Below are 16,547 nucleotides of genomic sequence, written 5' to 3'. Positions count from 1 at the left end.
GTGGCCCGCTCTTGGTGCGGCTCGTGATGGGACCCCACCGCCGAGGCGCCCAAACTACGAAACAGGCAGCCGCTCTAAGCAACAGGCGTGCCATCTACCCGCCCACAGCGCTGGCCCCCTGATCAGATTGCCGGGGGTCTGGGGGCAGAGCCCCCAGGGGAAGCACGCAACAGGAACCCGCCACACGCAAAGGAACCACCAACGGAACCGGCGCGAACCAAAGCAAAAGGCCCCCAGCCACAAAGCCAGGGGCCGATCACCAAGCCAAACCCCAAACCCTACTTCGACTCACCCTCGGACTCAGGCAGCTCAACGTCCTCAACAGGCTTGCCGTCCTTCACCGGAGCAGGCATCAACCCGTCCAAAGCCGCCCCAGCGATCCGCCGGAACGCCCTCCGAGGCCGAGCCCTCTCCAGCACCGCCACCTCCAACTTGGCAGCGGGCAGCAATTCAGCAGACCCGTTCCCGGTAGAAGGCGACCCAGCCGACAACGCCTTCACCGCAACGGGAACAGCCTCAGCCAACGAAAGCCCGTCCGCGAACGCCTCCTTCAACGCCGTGTTGGCGGCGTCGACGGTGCCACCCATCACGATGTACTGGGGTTCGTCCACGATGGACCCGTCGTACGTCAACCGGTACAACGTGTCCGAGGCAGCGGTGTCGCCCACCTCGGCCACCGCGATCTCCACCTCGAACGGCTTGATCTGCTCGGTGAAGTAGGTGCCGAGGGTGGTGGCGTACACGTTGGCCAGCGAACGCGAGGTCACGTCGCGCGGGTCGTTCTGGTACCCGCGGACGTCGGCGAAGCGGATTCCCGCCTGGCGGAGGTTCTCGAACTCGCTGTAGCGGCCGACGGCGGCGAAGCCGATGCGGTCGTAGATCTCCGAGACCTTGTGCAGCGTGCTGGAGGGGTTCTCCGCGACGAACAGAATGCCGTCCGCGTACTTCAGCACGATGACGCTGCGACCCCTGGCGATGCCCTTGCGGGCGTACTCCGAGCGGTCGCGCATCACCTGCTCTGCCGATGCGTACAGCGGCATCGTCATGGGTGGTGCTCCTGACGTCGAACCTGTGGGGGACTCAGCCTGCGGGGCGGGACCTGCGGCCTTCGACGACCGCGTCGGCGACCGTGGCGACCTGGGGTTCCGGCACCTCAACCGCGCCGTCGGCGCCGTTGATCGTGACCACTACCGGGTAGAGGCGGCGGACCGGGTCCGGGCCGCCCGTGGCCGAGTCGTCGTCGGCCGCGTCGTACAAGGCCTCGACCACGGAGCGGATCGCCGCGTCGGCGTCGGCGTCCGGGTCGTAGAGCTTCTTCAACGCCGACTTCGCGAACAGCGATCCGGAGCCGACGGCCTGGTAGCCCTGCGACTCCTCGTAGCGGCCACCGGTGACGTCGTAGGACACGATGCGGCCGGCGCGGTCGGGATCGGCGGCGGAGGTGTCGTACCCGGCGAACAGAGGAACCACGGCGAGGCCGGCCATGGCCGCGTCGAGGTTGCCCCTGATCATCGCCGAGAGGCGGTTCGCCTTGCCGTCGAGCGACAGCGGCACGCCCTCGATCTTCTCGTAGTGCCGCAGCTCCACCGTGTACAGGCGCACGATCTCGATCGCGATGCCCGCCGTGCCCGCGATGCCGACGGCCGAGTGGTCGTCGGTCACGAAGACCTTCTTCATGTCGCGCTGGGCGATGACGTTGCCCATCGTCGCGCGCCGGTCGCCGGCGATCACGACGCCACCCTTGTAGGTGGCCGCGACGATCGTCGTCCCGTGCGGGGCCTGGACGGTCCCCTCCGGGAGCTTCCGGGCACTAGGCAGCATGTCGGGTGCCTGGGCCCGCAGGAAGTCCGTGAACGACGACGAGCCCGGCGTGAGGTACGCCGAGGGCAGCGCCGCGGCCGGGTAACGCCCGGTCGAGCTGTTGTCCATGTGTTGGTTGTTCTCCCGTCCCCGAGGTGGTCGGCAGGCCCCCGAAGGCCTACTGACCACCCTTCTGCACGTATGCGCGGACGAAGTCCTCCGCGTTCTCCTCGAGCACGTCGTCGATCTCGTCGAGGATCGCGTCCACGTCCTCGCCGAGCTTCTCGCGGCGTTCCTGACCGGCTCCGGCGGCGTCGTCCGCACCGTCGTCGCCGTCGCCACCACCCTGGCGCTGCTTCTGTTCCTGGGACATCTCGGCCTCCCACTGACTCGCCTGACAAGAACACTACCCAGCGGCACCGACAAAAACCCTGAGCCACTCGGGTAGACGATCACCCGCGAGTCAGCGCGTCCACCAGCTGCTCGGCGGTGTCAGAAGCCTCCAAAAGGGCTCCGACGTGCGCTTTCGTCCCGCGCAGGGGCTCCAGCGTCGGAATTCGCACGAGGGATTCTCGACCGAGGTCGAAGATCACCGAGTCCCACGACGCGGCCGCGACCGAGGTCGGGTAGCGCTCCAGGCACCGGCCGCGGAAGTACGCACGCGTGTCCTCGGGCGGCGTGGTGATGGCCGCGCGGACCTCTTCCTCGCTCACGAGCCGCTTCATCGAGCCGCGCGCGACCAGGCGGTTGTAGAGGCCCTTGTCCAGACGCACGTCCGAGTACTGCAGGTCGACCAGGTTGAGCCGGGCCGCGCCCCACTCCAGGCCGTCGCGCTGCCGGTAGCCCTCGAGCAGCCGCAGCTTGGCGACCCAGTCGAGCCGGTCCGCGCACTCCGCCGGGTCGCGGGCCAGCGCGTCGAGCACCTCGCCCCAGATCCGCAGGACGTCGCGGTCGCCGACGCCCTCCTTCTCGACGAACGCGGTCGCGCGCTCGTGGTAGGCGAACTGCACGTCGAGGCCGGTGAACTTGCGCCCGCCGGTCATCTCGACCTTGGTCTTCAGGGTCGGGTCGTGGCTGATCTGGTGCACCGCGCGCACCGAGTCGACCATGCGCAGGTCGTCGAACCGCTGCCCGGCCTCGATCATGTCGAGGACCAGGGACGTGGTGCCGACCTTGAGGAACGTGGAGTACTCGGCCAGGTTCGCGTCGCCGATGATGACGTGCAGGCGGCGGTACTTGTCCGCGTCCGCGTGCGGCTCGTCGCGCGTGTTGATGATGCCGCGCTTCAACGTCGTCTCGAGGCCGACCTCGACCTCGATGTAGTCGGCGCGCTGCGAGAGCTGGTAGCCGGCCTCCTCGCCGGACTGCCCGATGCCCACCCGCCCCGACCCGGTCACGACCTGGCGCGACACGAAGAACGGCGTGAGGCCCGCGATCACGGCCGTGAACGGCGTGGAGCGCTGCATCAGGTAGTTCTCGTGCGTGCCGTACGACGCGCCCTTGCCGTCGACGTTGTTCTTGTACAGCTGCAGGCGGGGCTGGCCGGGCACGGACGCCGCCTTGATCGCGGCCTCCTCCATCACCCGCTCCCCCGCCTTGTCCCAGATCACCGCGTCGCGCGCGTTGGTGACCTCGGGCGCCGAGTACTCGGGGTGCGCGTGGTCGACGTAGAGCCGCGCTCCGTTGGTGAGGATGACGTTCGCCGCGCCCAGGTCCTCGACGTCGGAGTCGGCGGGGTGCCCGCCGGGCGAGCCCAGGTCGAACCCGCGCGCGTCGCGCAGCGGTGACTCCACCTCGTAGTCCCAGCGCGCCCGCCTGGCGCGCGGTATGTCCGCCGCCGCCGCGTACGCGAGCACCACCTGTGTCGAAGTGAGCACCGGGTTCGCGGTCGCGTCGCCCGGCACCGCGATGCCGTACTCGACCTCGGTTCCCATGATCCGCCGCATGCGCAACACCTTATGACCTGACCCCGCACGAAAGCGTGAGGGGAGCTTCACGGTGAAACTCCCCTCACCCTATTCACCCGGATGCCAATCCTGCTGCAGGACGAATCCTCGATGCGCCGCGAGAAGGCCCGAAAGCGGCGACGACGGCGAGCAGGACCACGATCACCGCGCCCGTGACCAGCGGCAACACCACCTTGAGCCCGGGCAGCGTGAGCGGGACGCCGATCGACAGGAACGCGACCTCCGCGTAGGCGAACCCGAGCACGCCACCGCCGATCACCCCGACGAGGGCCAACATGACCGCTTCAGCGATGACCCCGCCCTGCAGCCCGCCTTGAGTGACGCCCAAGGCGCGCCTCAGCGCGAGCTCCTTGCGGCGTTCCTGGACGGAGATGGTCAGCGCGGTGCCGATGCCGGTCACGGCGACCGCCACGGAAAGGCCGAGCAGCACCATCATCAGCACGGTGCCCAGGTGCATGTACCGGGCGGCCTCGGCGCGTTCGTCCGCGTCGGTCTGGACGATCACGGTCGGGTTGTTCGGCAGCGCGGCCTGCAGCGAGGACCGGAACTGCGCCGGGTCGACCCCGGGCTGCAACGCGACGAGCACCTTGTCCGCCGGTCCCGAGGTGGGGCCGGCCACGATCGGCGTGTAACCGGTGATGCTGCCGGGGATCGTGCCGACGACCTTGTACTGCACCCCGTCGGCCTCGACGAACGGCCGGTCCTCCCAGTGCGGCGGCACGATCGCGGTCCCGGCGACGAACTGGTCCGCACCGGACACGTTCTGCGCCTTCAGCCACGTCCGGAACTGGCCGGGGTCGACGCTCGCGGCGGTGTCGCCGGTCTTGTGCAGCACCACCGAGGCCGCCACGCCCGGCTGGGCCGGGATCTCCGGCAGCGGGCGCTCGCCCGCGTCCACCACCGTCGCGTCCGGACGCTCCTCGTTGGCGTACTGGAACGTCAGCTCCTCCGCGCCGCCCAGCACGACCAGGAAGAACGTCACCATCGAGCTCGCGAGCAGCAACGGCAGCGCGACCGACGCCGACCGCTGCGGCATCCGGCGCACCTCGGCGCCGGCGAGCTTCCACTGGGTACCGCCGATCCGGCCGAACAGCCGCGCGATCAGCGGGACCGTGACGGGCCCGAGGATCCAGAACAGACCGGTCACGGCGGCGATCGCGGAGAACGTGACGGCGAGCGGCGCAGCGGACGTGCCCTTGGCGGCGATCGCGGCCATCGCGAGCAGCCCAGCACCACCGGTGAACAGCACGCCGAACACGAGCCGAAGGCGACGCACGGACCGTGGCGGCACCTCGTTCTCCGCGTCACGCAACGCGGCGAGAGGCGACACACGAGCGGCGTTGATCGCGGGACGCACGGCGGCGATGACGCTCAACAGCGCGGCGACGACGACTCCGAGGATCACGTACCCGAGCGAGGGCAGCAGTTCCGGGCTGAGCTCCACGGCGCCGAACAGCACGGAGATGCCGGTGACGTCGAACGTCCTGGCCAGCAGCCACGCCATCGGCCCGCCGAGCAACGCGCCTGCAGCCCCCGCCAGCGCCCCCGTCACGAGGGCCTCGAACAGGCTCCGGCGCACCAACGGCCCGCGCTGGGCACCGATGCACCGCAGCAACGCCGTCTGCCGTTGCCGCTGCGCGTAGACGGCGCGGAACGTGGCCGCCGCGACGAACACCGCCGTGGCCAGCGCGAGCACGCTGAACGGCAGCAGGATGAACGTGAGCTCGTTGCCGATGCTGTCCGCGTCCGGCGCCGGATCCCACACGACGTAGTCGGCCCCCGCGGCGCTCTTCACGGCGTCCCGCGCGCCGCCGATCACCCAGATCTCCTTGGTGAACGGCTCCGGGTCGAGCTCCTTCGCGAGGTCCGGTCCGGTGACGAGCACCGGCCGCGCGTCGAGCCCGCCCTTCTTCATGACCCCGCTGACGGTCACCTCGACCGGCCTGCCGTCGGCCGCCGCGAGCCGCACCTTGTCACCGGGCTCGAGCCCCCGCTCGTACGCGGTGATCTTGTCGACGGCGACCTCGCCGTCCGCCGCCGGCGCCTTCCCCTCCGCGAGCGGCCAGCGCACCAGGTCCGGCTGCTGGACGTGGACCTCGGCGCGGTGCTGCCCGGCGCGGCCGTTCGCGTCGAGCAGGTCGGCCTGCGCCACCTGGACCGGCACCGCCCTGCCGACGGCGGAGAGCTTCGCGAGCAACGCCGCGTCGAGCTTCGGGCGGTTCTCCTCGGTGACGGCCGAGCTGTACTCGACCGGCTTGGTGTCCACCACGTGCCCCACCGCGGACGGGGTGAGGGGCGCGCCCTCGTCGACCGACCGGGTGAGCGCGTCGCTCAGCACCAGGGCGGCCAGCAGGCAGGCCACGCCGACGACCAGCGCGACGCCGGGCAGCAGCGCGCGGCCCGGCCGGGCGCGGAACTCGGCGACGCCGAGCCGCAGGGAAGTGGACACGAATCCTCCTCGGTGACGTCTGACGGTCCCGAAGGTAGGAAGGAGGGCGATCAGCGGGCGTCGGACTGGGGTAGCAAGCTCGCGTACGACCACAGGAGGACACCGGGATGATCACGCTCTACGACGAGGCCGCGAACGCCATCGGCGAGGTGAGCCGCGCACGCATGCGCGCCGAGAACCTGTGGCACGGCTGCGTCCTGGTCGTCGTGCACTCCACCGACGGCGAACGGATCTACGTGCACCGCCGCACCGACACCAAGGACATCTTCCCCGGCCTGTACGACTTCGCCGCGGGCGGCGTGATCGACGCGGGCGAGACCCCGGACGAGGCGGCGGTCCGCGAACTGCGCGAGGAGCTCGGCGTCGAGACCCCGCTGACGCCGCTCTTCCGGACCAGCTACGTCGACGAGCGGACGCGCTACCACGCGTGGGTCTACGAGACGCGCAGCGACGGCCCGTTCACCCACCAGCCCGAGGAGGTCGCCTGGGGCGGGTGGATGGCGGCGGACGAGGTGCGCGCGAAGATCGAGGACCCGGACTGGCCGCTCGTGCCGGACGGCCGGGTCATCGGACGCGAGTGGCTCAGGCGCGCTTGAAGGTGTGGCTGCGTTCGACCTTCGCCACGTGCAACGAGTAGGTCTCGTACCAGTTCTCACGGCCGCGTTGCTGGGCCGCGCGGTGCTCCAGGTTCGTCCGCCACTGCGTGAGCGCGTCGGCGTCGCGGAAGTAGCCGACCGTGATGCCGAGCCCGCCGGGGTTCTGGGCGTGGTCCATCCCGAGGTAGCCCGGGATGTCGCGCACCAGCTCCTCCATGCGGTCGTTGGTCTCGGAGTAGCCGTCCTGGTCCTGGGTTCGCACGGTGCTGAAGACGACCGCGTAGTACGGGGGTTCGAAAGCCTCGACGGGCGCATCGCTCACGGCGCCACCGTAGGCTAGTTCCAGGCGAGCCCGGAACGGATTTTCCAGTACTCCTCGGCGGGCTCGGCCAGGTCGGGCAGGTCCACGGCGATCCGCAGCGCGTCCACATTGGACCGCAGCTGGGCCGGGCTCGCCGCACCGGACAGCACGACGTCGGCCCACGGCTGCGCGACGACCGCCGCGAGTGCGACCGCGTCCGGTCCGACGCCGAGCTCCTCCGCCTGTGCCGCAACCGCTTGCGGCGGGTCGACGACGAGCCGCCCGTTGGCCACGCCCTCCTTGACGATCACCCGCAGACCGGCCTCGTGCGCCTCCCGCAACGCCTCCCCCGCCGACGTCTCCAGCAGGTTCCAGGTGGACTGGACGGACGAGAAGAGGCCGAGGTCCAGGGCCTTGCGGATGGTGTCGGCCTGCCGCGGCCCGGACGTCGAGAAGCCCAGCGGCACACCGATCCCGGCCATCGCCTCCTGCAGCGCGCGGTCGCCGAACAACGGGCTGTCAGCCGTGAGCGAGTGCACCTGGTAGAGCGCGACGCGCGGCAGCAGCGCCGAGGTCTCCTGCCACTGCCGCGTGAACCGCGCGAGCGAGTGCTCCTTGACCTCGTGCACCTCGGCGTCGGCCCGCCAGTCCGCGGTGTAGGCGTAGCCCCACTTGCTGGAGACCGTCACGTCGTCGTGGCCGGGCAGCCACGACGACAGGAAGTCCTCCGACAGCCCGTACGAACGAGCGGCGTCGACCCACCTGATGCCCAGCGAGTAGGCCTCGTCGAGCACGAGGTGGCACTGCGCGCGCATGGACTCGACGTCGCGCACGGCCGGTAGCGCGTCCTCACGGCCGAGGTTGATGTACGCGGGACGACCGAGGGACGCGAGACCGAGTGCGAGTTGAGCCATGCCGACAACGGTAAACGGCGGCCCCGCAGGACCGCCGCTCACGTGACCCGCCGGGGTCGGTCAGAAGTCGTCAGCCGTGCGGATGTGGTTGCGCACCCACTTGCCGGCCTCCTTCAGCGGACCCTCGCCGGCGAAGTTGCTGCCGGAGCACGTGCCGCTGTTGAACACCGCACCGGTGCGGTGGTCGTCGGAGAAGTTCCAGTTCGTCCAGGAGATCTTGGCCTCCTTCATGAACGAGATGAACTTGTTCGCCATGGTGAAGTCGTTGGGACCGTCACCGGAGGCCTCCTGCGAACCGAACTCGGTGACGAAGACCGGCACCTGGCTCGAGACCGTGCGCAACGCGTTGAGGTACGAGTCGCGGTGGTCCTTCGCGTAGAAGTGGAACGTGTACATCAGGTTCGAGGCGTTGACCTTGTTGCGGCTCACCTCGTTGATGTCGCGGCCGTCGGACAGGCCGAACGTCGACCAGCCGTGCGTGCCGACGAGGACGAGGCTGTCCGGGTCCTCCGCGCGGATCGTCGGGATGACGGCCTCCGCGTAGGACTTGACCCGCGACCACGTCACGCCGTTCGGCTCGTTGGCGATGTCGTAGATGATGTTCGTCTTGTCCTTGTGCCGCTGCGCGATCTCCTTGAAGAAGGTCTTGGCGCGCGTGGTGTTGTGGTTCGGGTCGCCCGGCGAGAGCTGGTGCCAGTCCACGAGCGCGTACATGCCGCGCTTCGTGGCCTCCTCGATGTAGCCGTGCACCATGTCGGTGAACTTCCGGGGGTTCGACTCGTAGCCGCCCTCCTGGATGTACATCGAGATGCGGAGGACGTCCGCCTTCCAGTCGTTCGAAAGCGCGTCCAGGGACGCGGTCTTCACGCACTGGGAGTACCACTGGATGCCGTGCGTGCTCATGCCGCGCAGCTGGATCTGCTTGCCGTTCTTGTTGCACAGCTTGACGCCGCACACCTTGAGCTGGCCGTTGACCGCCGCGGGCGAACCCGGCGGCAGCGCGGCAGCGGAGACGTCGCCCGCGGGTGCGGCAGCGACCGAGCTGCCCGCCATCACACCGGTCAGGGGGAGCACGACTGCCGCGGTGAGCGCCACCACAGACCTCTGCCAAGCCATTCAGCGTCTCCTCTCGGACTGCTGGCGGCGGATTTGTTAGGTAAGTTTCCTTACCGATTAAAGGTATAGATGACCATAGGTGTGCCCCAAGAGCGAGTCAAGCGTCTCGTCGCAGAAGAGTCACAGTTCCGGTACCGAGAGTCACCAGTACGTACATCGCCAAAACACCCGCGGCGGCCAGAGGACCGAGAGGCGGGTCCTCCACGACGCCCGCGACCTCCCACACCAGGTACGGCACCATCACCGCGGACGCGTCCACGTTCCAGGGCTCCGGCAGCATCGGCGTGATCGCGGGCAGGCCCCAGAGCAGCGCGCCGACGATCACGATGGTGACGGCCGTCGACCGCAGCGCCAGCCCCAGGCCGAGCCCCACCAGCCCCGTCACCAGGATCGACAGCACCGCGGCACCCGCCCACGGCAGCACGTCGCCGACGCCGTCCCACGGCGCCACCGGTGCCGGCCGGTCCCCCATGATCACCGCGCTGGACCCGAGGCTCGCCGCGAGCGCGGCGGCCCCGATCAGCACGGCCGCGCCGGCCGTGAGCGCGGTCTTGGCCAGCAGCAGGCGCGTGCGGTCCGGCACGGCGGTCAGCGCGGTGAGACGTGGGTCGGAGGTCGCGACCAGCGCGCCGAGCGCGGCGACCAGGAACTGCACGACCGGCGTGATCACCACGCTGGAGTCGGCCGAGGCGAACGCCGCCTGCTCGGCGGCCGGGGACGTGTCGTAGTCCTGGACCATCAGCCACGAGATCGTCGCGCCGAACGCGATGATCAGGCCGACGGCGGCGAGCAGCCCGTACGGCGCGCGGACCGTCCCGACCTTCAGCCACTCGGCGGCGAGCGCGTTCTTCACAGTCCCCTCCCGGAGGTGAGTTCGAGGTAGGCGTCCTCCAGCGATCCGTTGCGGGTCAACGCCTCCATCGGCGTCTCCGTGATCAGCCGTCCTCTTGCGACGATCACGACGTGGTCAGCCGTCAGCGCCATCTCGCTCATCAGGTGGCTGGACACGAAGACCGTGCGGCCCTCGTTCGCGAGGCCGCGCATCAGGTCGCGGATCCAGCGCACGCCCTCGGGGTCGAGCCCGTTGACCGGTTCGTCGAACATCAGCACCTCGGGGTCGCCGAGCAACGCCGCGGCGACACCGAGCCGTTGCTTCATGCCGAGCGACAACGCCCTGATCCGCTTGTGCCGCACGCCTCCCAGCCCGACGCGCTCCAGCAGCTCCACCGCGCGCTCCTGCCCGATGCCGTTGCTCGCGGCGATCCACCGCAGGTGGTCGAGGGCCTTGCGGCCGTGGTGCACGGCGGCGGGGTCGAGCAACGCGCCGACGTGCCGCAACGGCTGGTCCAGGTCCTGGTAGCGCTTCCCGCCGACCAGCGCCTCGCCGCCGGTGGGCCGGTCCAGGCCCAGGACCATCCGCATCGTCGTGGACTTGCCGGCGCCGTTCGGGCCGAGGAAGCCCGTCACCAGTCCGGGGTGGACGGTGAACGACAGGTCCTCGACCGCCGTCGTGTCCCCGTATCTCTTCGTCAGGTTCCGCACCTCGATCATGCGGAAGAGAGTGGTTCCCCAGGGGTGCTCCGCGGATCGGCCCGTGCTCCGATCCCGGGAATCGGACCTGGGTCCGAGGCGTCGCGGGCGCGGGCTCGCTAGCGTCGTCGGCGTGATCGCGAAACTGCACCTCTACCTGGTCGACGCGGCCGCGGCACTGGTGATCTGGACCCTCGTCGCCTACGCGATGCTCGAACCGCACGTGCACGCGTCGCCGTTCGTCGCGGTGCCGCTGGCGGGCCTCGTCGCCGCGCCCGTGGCCGTGCGCCGGCTGTGGCCGGTGATCACGCTGGGGGTCATCACCGCCGCGACGGTGGTCGTGGTCACGACCCAGGTCCTGCCCGTCGTCGCACTGGGCGCGCCCGTCGGGGCCGTCTGCTTCGGCCTCTACACCGTCGCGGTGGACCGCGACCGGACCTGGTCGCTGGCCGCGTTGCTCGTCACGGTCATCGCGATCGCGGGCGTCTCCGGCGGCGAGGTGGAGAGCCTGCTCGTCGCCGTCGCCGCACTGGGATCGGTGTGGGCCATCGGCTACACGACCCGGCTGCGGCGCTCGATGCTCGAACGCGAGACCTCCCAGCAGGCCGAGCAGGCCCTCGCCGACGAACGGCTCCGCATCGCCCGCGAGCTGCACGACGTGGTGGCCCACAACCTGTCCCTCATCGCCGTGCAGGCGGGCAACGCCGCACACGTGCGATCACCCGAACACGCCTACGAGGCGTTGCAGGTCATCTCCGACACGAGCCGTGCGGCACTCACGGAGATGCGCGGCCTTCTGGGCGTGCTGCGCTCCGACGCCGACCTCGCCCCCTCCCCCGGCCTAGACGGACTCGCCGACCTGGCCGACCGCGCGTCCCTCGCGGGCGTGCGCGTCAAACTGGACGTGCGCGGCGACGCCGTTGTGCCGGAAGGGATCGGGCTCTCGGCGTACCGGATCGTGCAGGAGGCGCTGACGAACGTCGTGAAGCACGCCGCGCCCGCGTCGTGCACGGTGCTGGTGGACGTGACACCGGAAGCCGTCCGCGTCGAGGTGGCGGACGACGGCCCCGGGGTGAGGGAGCTCGGCGTGGGACACGGTCTGATCGGCATGCGCGAACGCGTGGCCGTGTACGGCGGCACGTTCAGCGCCGGACCGGGCGACGGCGGCGGTTTCCGGGTCGTCGCGGAGCTGCCGGTCCGATGACCCGCGTGCTGATAGCCGACGACCAGGCGTTGCTGCGCGCGAGCTTCCGCCTGCTGGTGGACCACGAACCGGACCTGACCGTGGTGGGCGAGGCGGGCACCGGCGCGGAGGCGGTCGCGCTGGCGGCGGAGCTGCGGCCCGACGTCGTGCTGATGGACATCCGCATGCCCGAGATGGACGGCATCGAGGCCACGCGGCTGCTGGACGGCCCGCGCGTGCTCGTGCTGACGACGTTCGACCTCGACGAGTACGTCTTCGGGGCGCTGCGGGCCGGTGCCTCGGGATTCCTGCTGAAGGACACCCCGCCCGCCGAGCTGCTGGCCGCGATCCGCGTGGTGGCGTCCGGCGAGTCGCTGCTGTCGCCGACCGTCACGCGCCGGCTGATCTCCGAGTTCGTCCGGCAGCCCGCCGCGCCGGCGGTGCGCGGGCTGGAACGGGTCACCGAACGGGAGAAGGAGGTGCTGCTGCTGATCGCCCGCGGCCGGTCGAACGCGGAGATCATGGCGGAGCTGCACGTCAGTCCCGGGACGGTGAAGACGCACATCGGGAACCTGCTGGCGAAGCTGCACGCGCGGGACCGGGCGCAGCTGGTGATCGCGGCCTACGAGTCGGGACTGGTCCGCTAGATCATGTCGTCGCGCAGCAATCGGCCGCCCGCGTCGTACGCCCGGATGCGCAGGGCGGCGGTCTTCTCCGGCACGAAGCAGAGGAAGACCTCGCCGTGCACTTCGGCCTTGACGACCTTGCCGCTCGGCAGCACGAAATCGAGGGCCGCGACCTCGGGAGCGACCCGCCCGACCTCGAGGCTCGCGTCGTCGTCCCAGACCAGGCCCACGCGTCCGGCGACGTACCTGTCACCGGGCGCAGCGGTGTCGCGCTTCGAGGTGCCGTGCCCGTCGCCGTGGATCTTGCAGACGACCACCTTGTCAGGGGTGAAGCCCGCCTCCACGACCATGTCCCGCACTCGCTGCAGCGTCCCGAACACGTAGCCCGGCGGCCGCTCGCAGGTGCGGTCGGCCATGACCCGCATCGACTCGACCGACAGCGGTACCGGTCTTCCCGGGACGGCTGCCGGGTCGGCCACGTCGCGGGCGAAGGCCAGTGCGGCGGCGATCCCGAACGCTCCCAGCACGTACCCGGTGGTCCTCATGTCTCCCCCACGGACGCGGAGTGTAGGCAGGCGGGCGCGGCACAGGGGCGGAAACGCGGAACCGCCCCGGCCGAGGACGACCGGGGCGGTTCGCGTTCGAGCTGTCCTACAGGTAGGTGCCGGTGTTCGTGGCCGTGTCGATCGCGCGGCCGGCATCCTGGTTCTTCCCGGTGACGAGCGTGCGGATGTAGACGATCCGCTCGCCCTTCTTGCCCGAGATGCGCGCCCAGTCGTCCGGGTTCGTCGTGTTCGGCAGGTCCTCGTTCTCGGCGAACTCGTCGAGGATGGCCGCCTGCAGGTGCCGGACGGAGAGTCCGGGCTGCTTGGTGTCGAGCAGCGACTTGATCGCCGCCTTCTTGGCCCTGTCGACGATGTTCTGGATCATGGCGCCGGAGTTGAAGTCCCGGAAGTACAGGACCTCCTTGTCACCGTTGGCGTAGGTGACCTCCAGGAACCGGTTGTCCTCGGACTCCTCGTACATGCGCTCCACGGTGTGCTGCACCATGCCCTCGATGCAGGCCTTCGGGTCCCCGCCGAACTCGGCGAGGTCGTCGGCGTGCAGCGGGAGGTTGGGCGTCAGGTACTTGTTGAAGATGTCCTTCGCGCCCTCGGCGTCGGGCCGCTCGATCTTGATCTTCACGTCGAGCCGGCCCGGGCGGAGGATCGCCGGGTCGATCATGTCCTCGCGGTTGGAGGCGCCGATGACGATGACGTTCTCCAGGCCCTCGACGCCGTCGATCTCGGCGAGGAGCTGGGGCACGATCGTCGTCTCGACGTCGGACGACACACCGGAGCCACGGGTGCGGAAGATCGAGTCCATCTCGTCGAAGAACACGATCACCGGGGTGCCGTCGGACGCCTTCTCGCGAGCCCGCTGGAAGATCAGGCGGATGTGCCGCTCGGTCTCACCGACGAACTTGTTGAGGAGCTCGGGGCCCTTGATGTTGAGGAAGTACGACTTCGCCTGCTTGTCGGTCTCGCCGCGGATCTCCCGCACCTTCTTGGCCAGCGAGTTCGCCACCGCCTTGGCGATGAGCGTCTTGCCGCAGCCGGGAGGGCCGTAGAGCAGCACGCCCTTGGGCGGGCGCAGCTCGTACTCGCGGAAGAGGTCGGCGTGCAGGAACGGCAGCTCCACGGCGTCGCGGATCTGCTCGATCTGCCGGGAGAGGCCACCGATGTCGTTGTAGTCGATGTCCGGGACCTCCTCGAGCACGAGGTCCTCGACCTCGGCCTTGGGGACCCGTTCGTAGGCGAAGCCCGCCTTCGAGTCGACCAGCAGCGAGTCGCCGGGCTTGAGCGGCGAGTCGAGCAGCGGCTGGGCGAGCCAGACCACCCTCTCCTCGTCCGCGTGGCCGACGACCAGCGCCCGCGCGATGGTGTCCTCACCGTCGTCGGTGAGCACCTCCCGCAGCGCGCAGACCTCGCCGGAGCGCTCGAACCCGCCGGCCTCGACGACCGTCAGCGCCTCGTTGAGGCGCACGGACTGGCCGTAGGCGATCTTCTCCGGCTCGACCGCGGGGGACACGGCCACCCGCATCCTGCGGCCCGAGGTGAAGACGTCCACGGTTCCGTCGTCGAAACGCGCCATGAAGACGCCGTACCCGCTGGGCGGTTGCGCCAGCCGGTCGACTTCCTCACGCAGCGCGAGCAGCTGGCTTCGTGCTTCGCGGAGGGTGTCTATGAGCTTCGTGTTTCGCTCGGTCAGCTGGCTGACGCGCTCTGTCGCCTCAGCCAAGCGCTGCTCGAGCAACCGCGTGTGCCGCGGCGACTCGGTCAGCTTGCGACGCAACGACGCGATCTCGTCCTCGAGGAACCTGATCTGCGCAGTCAGCTCAGCAGAATTGTTGCCCTGGTTCAGCTCGCCACCCTCATCGGGTTGGCTGCCGGGATGACCGTGCTGCATGTCGGCACCCTCCTCCCGTGTTCGTACCGATTACGGTACCGGCGATCACCGACAAAATGGGGTACTCACAACATCATCTTCGCTCGTGTGACGCAACGGCACACCCTCCAACAGAGGTCAACTGCTCCATCTCGGTGTCCGGCCCGACCGCTCACCCGCTACGGTGCGTCCCAGAGACCACGACCGGCGTTTCGCACCGCGACACGCCAAACGACCTGCGAGAAGTCCGAGGAGAGGGTCATGGGAGCACCAGGGCGGCGGCCCGGTCCCCACTGTCCGCGACCACCCTCGGGCGACCGCGACCACGCCTGGTACGGCTCGCGGCCCGGCGACGGGCGGCGATCCGCCGCCGTCCCACCAGGTGGACGAGTGACTGATCCGTTCGGTGGTCACGCACCGCAATCCACCTCGTTCGCGTTCGTGGGAAGCCCCGCGCGAGCGGGACTCCGGTGCGACCGGAGGGCGTACGGCCAACCGGGTGGTTCCGCCTGCGCGACCGGCGCACCACCCCGACAGCGCAGTGCATCGCGCTCGAATCCCGGTGGAGTTGCCACAATCGTTATCAGACACGACCTTCGCGCGACCAGATCGCGACTTCAGGGCGTGTGCATAACCACTCGTGCGTGTCGATAGACGCCATTCGCCCGCGAGTTGTCGGGCGAAGCACCACAATGTCCAGAGAAAGATCACCTCATCCGCATCGGGGGAGTTTCGATGACCTACCCGCCGCAGCAGCCCGGGCCCTACGGGCAGCAGCCGCAGCCCGGTGGTCCGTACGGGCAGCAGCCGCCGCAGCAGCCGGGTCACGGCCAGCAGCCCCAGCCCGGCTACGGCCAGCCGCAGCAGCCCGGTTACGGCCAGCAGCCCGGCCAGTACGGCCAGCCGCAGCAGGACCCGTTCGGCCAGCAGGGACCGCAGAGCGGCGGCTTCCCGCAGCCCGGTCAGCCGGGTCCGTACGGACAGCCGGGGCAGTACGGCCAGCAGCCCGGCCAGCCCCCGTACGGGCAGCAGCCCTACGGTCAGCAGCCGTTCGGCCAGCCCGGCCCCGGAGGGTTCGGCGGCCCGCCGCCCAAGAAGAGCAACACCGGCCTGATCATCGGCGTCGTGGTCGGCGTGCTGGTGCTCGTGGGCGGTGGCGTCACGGCGGCCGTGCTGTTCTCCGGCAACGACTCGACCAGCTCCACCAGCTCGCCGGACTCGAACTCGGGCAGCGGCAGCGGCGGTGGCGACGCGGCGGAGGTCAAGAACGTCGCGAAGGAGTACTTCGCGATCAGGAACGACACCGCGAAGGCCAAGCAGCTCACCTGCAAGGCGGTCGTCGCCCAGGCCGAGGAGCTCGAGAAGAAGTTCAAGGAGCTGCCCGCCGACCAGCGCAAGGCCGCGGAGGAGCTGGCCAAGACGATCAAGCCGCCGACGGTCACGGTCGGGGACGTCACGGTCTCCGGTGACGAGGCGACCGTGAAGGCGAAGATCGAGGTGACCTACAACGGCAAGACCACCAGCAGGGACTCCGACCTGAAGTTCAAGAAGGAGTCCGGCGACTGGAAGTACTGCACGCTGATGGAGACCCCCGAGGCGCCGACCCTGCCGACCAGGTGACCCGCAGCCGGATCCACA

General features: G+C 69.8%; 15 protein-coding genes and 1 pseudogene. 4 read left to right on the top strand and 12 right to left on the bottom strand.

From position 1 onward, the window contains the following. Window positions 1-278: 278 nt before the first annotated feature. The 5 genes from prcA to ABZX02_RS33795 form a co-directional block, all read right to left on the bottom strand. Window positions 279-1,046 carry a proteasome subunit alpha gene (prcA, locus tag ABZX02_RS33815; RefSeq protein ID WP_355304383.1) on the bottom strand — a complete coding sequence of 256 codons (768 nt, stop codon included), beginning with the start codon at window positions 1,044-1,046 and terminating at the stop codon, window positions 279-281. Window positions 1,047-1,080: 34 nt separating this feature from the next. Then, window positions 1,081-1,929 (bottom strand): proteasome subunit beta, encoded by an 849-nt coding sequence (gene prcB / locus ABZX02_RS33810; protein WP_355304382.1) that lies wholly within the window; start codon window positions 1,927-1,929, stop codon window positions 1,081-1,083. Between the two features lie 49 nt (window positions 1,930-1,978). After that, window positions 1,979-2,173, bottom strand: coding sequence for a ubiquitin-like protein Pup (locus ABZX02_RS33805; protein ID WP_030471529.1), 195 nt, complete (start codon window positions 2,171-2,173; stop codon window positions 1,979-1,981). Window positions 2,174-2,252: 79 nt separating this feature from the next. Beyond that, entirely contained in the window at window positions 2,253-3,746 is a 1,494-nt protein-coding gene (dop, locus tag ABZX02_RS33800) for a depupylase/deamidase Dop (protein ID WP_355304380.1), read from the bottom strand. A 73-nt stretch (window positions 3,747-3,819) separates the two neighbouring features. Next, window positions 3,820-6,216 carry an FtsX-like permease family protein gene (locus tag ABZX02_RS33795; RefSeq protein ID WP_355304378.1) on the bottom strand — a complete coding sequence of 799 codons (2,397 nt, stop codon included), beginning with the start codon at window positions 6,214-6,216 and terminating at the stop codon, window positions 3,820-3,822. 107 nt (window positions 6,217-6,323) lie between these two features. Between ABZX02_RS33795 and ABZX02_RS33790 the strand changes: the two genes are divergently transcribed. After that, on the top strand, window positions 6,324-6,812 hold the full coding sequence (locus ABZX02_RS33790) for an NUDIX domain-containing protein (protein ID WP_355304376.1): 489 nt from the start codon (window positions 6,324-6,326) through the stop codon (window positions 6,810-6,812). On the opposite strand, the gene ABZX02_RS33785 is transcribed toward ABZX02_RS33790, so the two are convergent. From ABZX02_RS33785 to ABZX02_RS33765, 5 genes and pseudogenes are all read right to left on the bottom strand, one after another. Beyond that, window positions 6,799-7,134, bottom strand: a complete 336-nt coding sequence (locus tag ABZX02_RS33785; protein WP_355304374.1) for an antibiotic biosynthesis monooxygenase — start codon at window positions 7,132-7,134, stop codon at window positions 6,799-6,801. The genes ABZX02_RS33790 and ABZX02_RS33785 overlap by 14 nt on opposite strands. A gap of 14 nt (window positions 7,135-7,148) precedes the next feature. After that, entirely contained in the window at window positions 7,149-8,027 is an 879-nt protein-coding gene (locus ABZX02_RS33780) for an aldo/keto reductase (RefSeq protein ID WP_355304372.1), read from the bottom strand. A 60-nt stretch (window positions 8,028-8,087) separates the two neighbouring features. Then, entirely contained in the window at window positions 8,088-9,143 is a 1,056-nt protein-coding gene (locus ABZX02_RS33775) for a cellulase family glycosylhydrolase (RefSeq protein ID WP_355304370.1), read from the bottom strand. 97 nt (window positions 9,144-9,240) lie between these two features. Continuing rightward, a complete protein-coding gene (locus ABZX02_RS33770) occupies window positions 9,241-9,996 on the bottom strand; it encodes an ABC transporter permease (protein WP_355304368.1) in 756 nt (251 codons plus the stop codon). Window positions 9,997-10,067: 71 nt separating this feature from the next. Then, window positions 10,068-10,694: pseudogene (locus ABZX02_RS33765) on the bottom strand (ATP-binding cassette domain-containing protein); the annotation flags it as partial. Window positions 10,695-10,806: 112 nt separating this feature from the next. Between ABZX02_RS33765 and ABZX02_RS33760 the strand changes: the two are divergent. Together ABZX02_RS33760 and ABZX02_RS33755 are read left to right on the top strand one after the other, a co-directional pair. Next, window positions 10,807-11,877 carry a histidine kinase gene (locus ABZX02_RS33760; protein WP_355304366.1) on the top strand — a complete coding sequence of 357 codons (1,071 nt, stop codon included), beginning with the start codon at window positions 10,807-10,809 and terminating at the stop codon, window positions 11,875-11,877. Then, complete coding sequence (locus ABZX02_RS33755; protein WP_355304364.1) at window positions 11,874-12,503, top strand: response regulator transcription factor; 630 nt, start codon at window positions 11,874-11,876, stop codon at window positions 12,501-12,503. The genes ABZX02_RS33760 and ABZX02_RS33755 overlap by 4 nt, the downstream gene beginning before the upstream one ends. Here the strand turns inward: ABZX02_RS33755 and ABZX02_RS33750 are convergent. Together ABZX02_RS33750 and arc are read right to left on the bottom strand one after the other, a co-directional pair. Beyond that, window positions 12,500-13,027: a hypothetical protein gene (locus ABZX02_RS33750; RefSeq protein WP_355304363.1), complete on the bottom strand. Its 528-nt coding sequence runs from the start codon at window positions 13,025-13,027 to the stop codon at window positions 12,500-12,502. The genes ABZX02_RS33755 and ABZX02_RS33750 overlap by 4 nt on opposite strands. 106 nt (window positions 13,028-13,133) lie before the next feature. Continuing rightward, window positions 13,134-14,930 carry a proteasome ATPase gene (gene arc / locus ABZX02_RS33745; RefSeq protein ID WP_355304361.1) on the bottom strand — a complete coding sequence of 599 codons (1,797 nt, stop codon included), beginning with the start codon at window positions 14,928-14,930 and terminating at the stop codon, window positions 13,134-13,136. Window positions 14,931-15,644: 714 nt separating this feature from the next. Between arc and ABZX02_RS33740 the strand changes: the two genes are divergently transcribed. Further along, window positions 15,645-16,529, top strand: a complete 885-nt coding sequence (locus ABZX02_RS33740) for a hypothetical protein (RefSeq protein WP_355304359.1) — start codon at window positions 15,645-15,647, stop codon at window positions 16,527-16,529. Window positions 16,530-16,547: the final 18 nt, after the last annotated feature.

Origin of the sequence: Lentzea sp. NPDC003310, assembly GCF_040610935.1 — a bacterium.
Classification (GTDB): Bacteria; Actinomycetota; Actinomycetes; order Mycobacteriales; family Pseudonocardiaceae; genus Lentzea.
This window is presented reverse-complemented; position numbering and strand designations above follow the sequence as displayed.

Excerpts from the sequence above, each read along its gene's own strand:
- prcA (WP_355304383.1), bottom strand. The coding sequence starts at position 1,046 with ATGACGATGCCGCTGTACGCATCGGCAGAGCAGGTGATGCGCGACCGC.
- prcB (WP_355304382.1), bottom strand. The coding sequence starts at position 1,929 with ATGGACAACAGCTCGACCGGGCGTTACCCGGCCGCGGCGCTGCCCTCG.
- ABZX02_RS33805 (WP_030471529.1), bottom strand. The coding sequence starts at position 2,173 with ATGTCCCAGGAACAGAAGCAGCGCCAGGGTGGTGGCGACGGCGACGAC.
- dop (WP_355304380.1), bottom strand. The coding sequence starts at position 3,746 with ATGCGGCGGATCATGGGAACCGAGGTCGAGTACGGCATCGCGGTGCCG.
- ABZX02_RS33790 (WP_355304376.1), top strand. The coding sequence starts at position 6,324 with ATGATCACGCTCTACGACGAGGCCGCGAACGCCATCGGCGAGGTGAGC.
- ABZX02_RS33780 (WP_355304372.1), bottom strand. The coding sequence starts at position 8,027 with ATGGCTCAACTCGCACTCGGTCTCGCGTCCCTCGGTCGTCCCGCGTAC.
- ABZX02_RS33775 (WP_355304370.1), bottom strand. The coding sequence starts at position 9,143 with ATGGCTTGGCAGAGGTCTGTGGTGGCGCTCACCGCGGCAGTCGTGCTC.
- ABZX02_RS33755 (WP_355304364.1), top strand. The coding sequence starts at position 11,874 with ATGACCCGCGTGCTGATAGCCGACGACCAGGCGTTGCTGCGCGCGAGC.
- ABZX02_RS33750 (WP_355304363.1), bottom strand. The coding sequence starts at position 13,027 with ATGAGGACCACCGGGTACGTGCTGGGAGCGTTCGGGATCGCCGCCGCA.
- arc (WP_355304361.1), bottom strand. The coding sequence starts at position 14,930 with ATGCAGCACGGTCATCCCGGCAGCCAACCCGATGAGGGTGGCGAGCTG.
- ABZX02_RS33740 (WP_355304359.1), top strand. The coding sequence starts at position 15,645 with ATGACCTACCCGCCGCAGCAGCCCGGGCCCTACGGGCAGCAGCCGCAG.